Genomic DNA, 4,727 nt, shown 5'->3' with positions numbered 1-4,727 from the left:
CGGCTCGTCGGGGCAGTTCTACGCCCAGATCGCCAACGGGGCGCCGTTCGAGGTGCTGCTGTCGGCCGACCGCGAGCGGCCCGAGAAGGCCGAAGCCGAGGGGCTGGGCGTGGCGGGCAGCCGCTTCACCTACGCCGTGGGCCGCCTGGTGCTCTATTCGAAGACGCCGGGACTGGTCGACGGGCGCGGCGCGGTGCTGAAGGGCGGGAGGTTCGCCAAGATCGCCATCGCCGACCCGAAGACCGCGCCCTACGGCGTCGCCGCCGTCGAGACGATGCGAAAGCTCGGCGTCTACGAGGCGCTGCGGCCCCGGTTGGTGCAGGGTGCGTCGATCACCCAGGCGTACCAGTTCGTCGACACCGGCGCGGCCGAACTGGGTTTCGTGGCGCTGTCGCAGGTGGCCGCGGTCAAGGGCGGCTCGCGCTGGGTCGTGCCGGCCGCCGACCACACGCCCATCGACCAACAGGCGGTCCTGCTCAAGACCGGCGCGGGCAGCGCGGCGGCCCGGGCCTTCATGACCTTCCTCAAGGGGCCCGAGGCCCGCGCGATCATCCGCAAGTACGGCTACGAGGTTCCTTGACGGGCCTTCTCGACATCGTCGCGCTGACGCTGAAGCTGGCGGGAGTCACGACCCTGATCCTGCTGGCGCTGGCCACGCCCCTGGCGTGGTGGCTGGCGCGGGCGCGCGGCTGGGGGGCGGAGCTGGTGGGGGCGCTGGTCTCGCTGCCCATCGTGCTGCCGCCCACGGTGCTGGGGTTCTACCTGCTGATCGCGCTCGGCCCGCACAGCGTGCTTATGGCGCCCCTGCAGGCCATCGGCGTCCGCACGCTGGCCTTCACGTTCGAAGGGCTGGTGATCGGGTCGGTCATCTATTCGCTGCCGTTCGCGGTCCAGCCGCTGCGCAACGCCTTCCGCGACGTGGGCGAGGACAACCTCGACGCCGCGGCGGTGCTGGGGGCGTCGGGCTGGCAGACCTTCTTCCGCGTCGCGCTGCCCCTCGCGATCCCCGGCTATGTGGTCGCCGCCATACTCAGCTTCGCCCATACGATCGGCGAGTTCGGCGTCGTCCTGATGATCGGCGGCGGCATTCCCGGGACGACGAACGTGCTCTCGATCGAGATCTACAAGGCGGTCGAGGCGCTGGAATGGGGGCGGGCGCACACCATGGCGGCGATCCTGGCCGCGTTCGGCTTTGCGGTCGTGCTGACCTTGCTGCGCCTGGAGCGGCGGGTATCGGCGCCCCTGCTCAACGAGCGGTAGACCTCGATTTCGCCGCCTGCGTCGCAAATCGGGCGATTCCTAGGCGAATCGTCGAGTCGTATTTCGCGCGCGGCGCGAAAGCGCACACTGCTCTTTAAGCCTTGAAATGAGAGATTTCAGAGGGCAGAGGGACGTAAAGCCCGCCAGACAAAGCGTAGCGACTCGACGCATCCTCATGTGTCAGCCGGTCCGCCTTTGGGACCCTCTGTCGGAACGCCACTTTAGCCCCTATCCCCTCAGGGCCCCTGCATGATCTCTTCGCTCTTCGGCGCCATCTCGAACGACATCGCCATCGACCTCGGCACGGCCAACACGCTGATCTACATGAAAGGCAAGGGCATCGTGCTGAACGAGCCCTCGGTGGTGGCCCTCCGCAACGTGGGCGGCCGCAAGGTGGTCCACGCTGTCGGCATTGAGGCCAAGCAGATGCTGGGCCGCACGCCCGGCCACATGGAAGCCATCCGCCCCATGCGCGACGGGGTGATCGCCGACTTCGAAGTCGCCGAGGAGATGATCAAGTACTTCATCCGCAAGGTTCACAACCGCAAGGGCTTCGTGAACCCCAAGGTGATCGTGTGCGTGCCGTCGGGCGCCACGGCGGTGGAACGCCGCGCGATCAACGATTCGTGCCTGAACGCCGGCGGTCGCCGCGTGGGCCTGATCGACGAGCCGATGGCCGCCGCCATAGGGGCTGGCCTGCCGATCCACGAGCCCACCGGCTCGATGGTCGTGGACATCGGCGGCGGCACCACCGAGGTGGCCGTGCTCTCGCTGTCGGGCATCGTCTATTCGCGCTCAGTCCGCGTCGGCGGCGACAAGATGGACGAGGCGATCATCAGCTACATGCGTCGCAACCATAACCTCCTGATCGGCGAGACCACGGCCGAGCGGATCAAGAAGGAGATCGGCACCGCCCGCGCGCCGGCCGACGGCGAGGGCCTGTCGATCGAGGTGAAGGGCCGCGACCTGATGCAGGGCGTGCCGCGGGAAGTGCGGATTTCCGAGAAGCAGGCCTCGGACGCGTTGTCGGAGCCGGTCGGCCAGATCGTCGACGCGGTGAAGATGGCGCTGGAAGCCACCCCGCCGGAACTGGCCTCCGACATCGCCGACAAGGGCATCATGCTGACCGGCGGCGGCGCGCTGCTGCGCGGCCTGGACGCCGAGATCCGCGACCACACCGGCCTACCGGTCACCGTCGCCGACGACCCGCTGTCGTGCGTGGCCCTGGGCTGCGGCAAGGTGCTCGAACATCCCAAGTGGATGAAGGGCGTGCTGGAATCGACGCTGGCTTAAGGGCTGGGCTGCTGGGGGGCGCCCGGGCCGTTCCTCGGAACGGCCCCAGTTTTGGTAGAATTGGAACGCACACGAGATCGCGTTCCGGGGGCAAACCTGGATGTCCTTGAGGGACAACCCACTCGGTGAACTGAAGGTCCCGCTGACCTGGACGGCTGGGATCGTCTTCATCGTCGTGCTGATCGCCGCGGTGGCGATCCTGCTGAGCGATCGACGGGAGTCGTTCGACACCGACGCCTATGGCAACCCCCGCACCCTGTCGGACAAGGTGATGGCGCCGATCGGCGAGGTCGCCTCGACGCCGGGCCGGCTGACCGGCGAGGGGGTCGAGGGCGTCCGCGGCTATTTCTTCGCGGTCTCCGAGAACCGCCGCCTGAAGGCCGAGCTCGAGAACATGCGGCAGTGGCGCGACGTGGCCATCGCCCTGCGCGACACCAATGAGCGCTATCGCACGATCCTGGGCCTGAAGACCGACCCGCCGATCCCGATGGCGACAGCGCGGATCGTCACCGACAGCCGCGGCCCGTTCGCCAACTCGCGCCTGGCCAACGCCGGGACCGAGAAGGGGATCAAGCCGGGCAACCCGGTGATGAGCGAAAACGGCCTCGTCGGCCGGATCGTCGGCGTGACCGACGGTGTGAGCCGGGTGCTGCTGCTCACCGACGCGGCCTCGCGCACGCCGGTGATGATCGACCGGACCAACGCCCGCGCCATCCTGACCGGCGACGGCGGGCCGAACCCCAAGCTGGAGTACCTGCGCGGCCAGGATCCGGTGAAGAACGGCGACCGTATCCTCACCTCCGGCGACGGCGGCGTCTTCCCGCGCGGTCTGCCGGTGGGCGTGGCGGTGAAGGGCCTGGATGGACGCTGGCGCGTGGTGCTGGCGGCCGACAAGGCGCCGATCGACTTCGTGCGCATCCTGCTGTTCGAGGACTTCACCCAGGTCGCCGACACCAAGAAGCTGGTGCACACCATCGCGCCGCCGCCGACGCCGGGCGCGAGCACGCTGCCGCCGCCCGAAGTCGCACCCAAGCCGCCGGCCGCCGGAGCGGCCCCGCCCGCAGCCTCCCCCGCGGCGGCCTCGGCGAACACCCCGGCCCCGAAGACCACTCCCGCCGCCCAGCCGCCGGCCAAGGCCGCCGCGCCAACGGCCAAGACGGGCGTTTCGGCCACACCCGCCGCCAAGGCTCCCGCGACGCCGGCGCCTAAGGCGGCCACGGCCACGCCTACGGCCAAGACGAGTTCGACGCCGCCGGCCAAGGCCGCGGCCACTCCGGCTCCGAAGACGGCGACGCCGCAGCCGAAGGCCCCGGCTCCGAAGGCCGCGCAGCCGGCCGGAGGCGCGCCGTGAGCAGCGGCGGGGCCCGTCCGCTCGCGCCCTGGCGCTGGCTGGGCGTGCCGATGCTGCAGGTGATGGCGCTCAGCCTGCTGTTCGCGCTGCCGATGCGCTTCTGGGGCCTGGGCCTGCCCGAGCCCGTGTTCGCGCTGCCCGTGGCCTTCGCCTGGGCGGTGATCCGCCCCTCGATGCTGGGGCCGCTGGCGGTGCTGACGCTGGGCGTGTTCCTGGACTTCCTGTGGGGTACGCCGACGGGCTTCTGGGCCGTCTGCCTGCTGCTGCCGTATGGGCTGGTGCTGGGCGGGCGTAGCTGGCTCGCGGGCCAGAGCCGGGTGATCATGTGGCTGTGGTACGGGGCGGCGACCGCCCTGGCGCTGGGCGCGGGGTATCTCTTCACGATGCTGGACACCCAGAACGCGCCGAACTGGATCTCGGTGGGCTGGCAGTTCCTGGCCACCATCATCCTCTATCCGTTCGCCGACCGGCTCATCGAGCGGTTCGAAGACGCCGACGTGAGGTTCCGCTGAGATGACCCAGCCGGCCATCTTCTTCGCTGAGGTCAACGAGCGGCAGGGGCTGTTCCACCGCCGGGCGATCCTGCTGGGCGCCTTCGCGGGGCTGGGCCTGTCGGCGCTGGGCGCGCGGCTGGCCTATCTGCAGCTCTTCGAGACCCAGCGGTACGAGAAGCTGGCGACGTCGAACCAGTTCAACTTCAAGCTGGCGCCGGCCCCGCGGGGCGTGATCGTCGACCGCAACGGCGCCGTGCTGGCGGCGAACCGGCCCAACTTCCGGCTGATGGTCCACCGCGACAAGGGCCTGGACACCGAGACAACGCTCA

Annotated in this window: 4 protein-coding genes and 2 pseudogenes; all 6 read left to right on the top strand. The window is 69.8% G+C overall.

The features are described 5' to 3' along the window. Positions 1 to 580: molybdate ABC transporter substrate-binding protein (gene modA, locus Q0L11_RS14360; protein ID WP_296598125.1), on the top strand; the 580-nt coding region annotated here is incomplete at its 5' end. Further along, on the top strand, positions 577 to 1,260 hold the full coding sequence (gene modB / locus Q0L11_RS14355) for a molybdate ABC transporter permease subunit (protein ID WP_296598124.1): 684 nt from the start codon (positions 577 to 579) through the stop codon (positions 1,258 to 1,260). The genes modA and modB, both read left to right, overlap by 4 nt. A gap of 249 nt (positions 1,261 to 1,509) precedes the next feature. Further along, positions 1,510 to 2,553 carry a rod shape-determining protein gene (locus tag Q0L11_RS14350; RefSeq protein WP_012522835.1) on the top strand — a complete coding sequence of 348 codons (1,044 nt, stop codon included), beginning with the start codon at positions 1,510 to 1,512 and terminating at the stop codon, positions 2,551 to 2,553. Positions 2,554 to 2,653: 100 nt separating this feature from the next. Beyond that, positions 2,654 to 3,703, top strand: a pseudogene (mreC, locus tag Q0L11_RS14345) (rod shape-determining protein MreC); the annotation flags it as partial. Between the two features lie 197 nt (positions 3,704 to 3,900). Further along, a complete protein-coding gene (locus Q0L11_RS14340) occupies positions 3,901 to 4,416 on the top strand; it encodes a hypothetical protein (protein ID WP_296598121.1) in 516 nt (171 codons plus the stop codon). 1 nt (position 4,417) lies between these two features. Beyond that, positions 4,418 to 4,727, top strand: a pseudogene (locus Q0L11_RS14335) (penicillin-binding protein 2); the annotation flags it as partial.

The sequence above is a fragment of the Phenylobacterium sp. genome, assembly GCF_024508875.1.
Taxonomy (GTDB): domain Bacteria; phylum Pseudomonadota; class Alphaproteobacteria; order Caulobacterales; family Caulobacteraceae; genus Phenylobacterium.
This window is presented reverse-complemented; position numbering and strand designations above follow the sequence as displayed.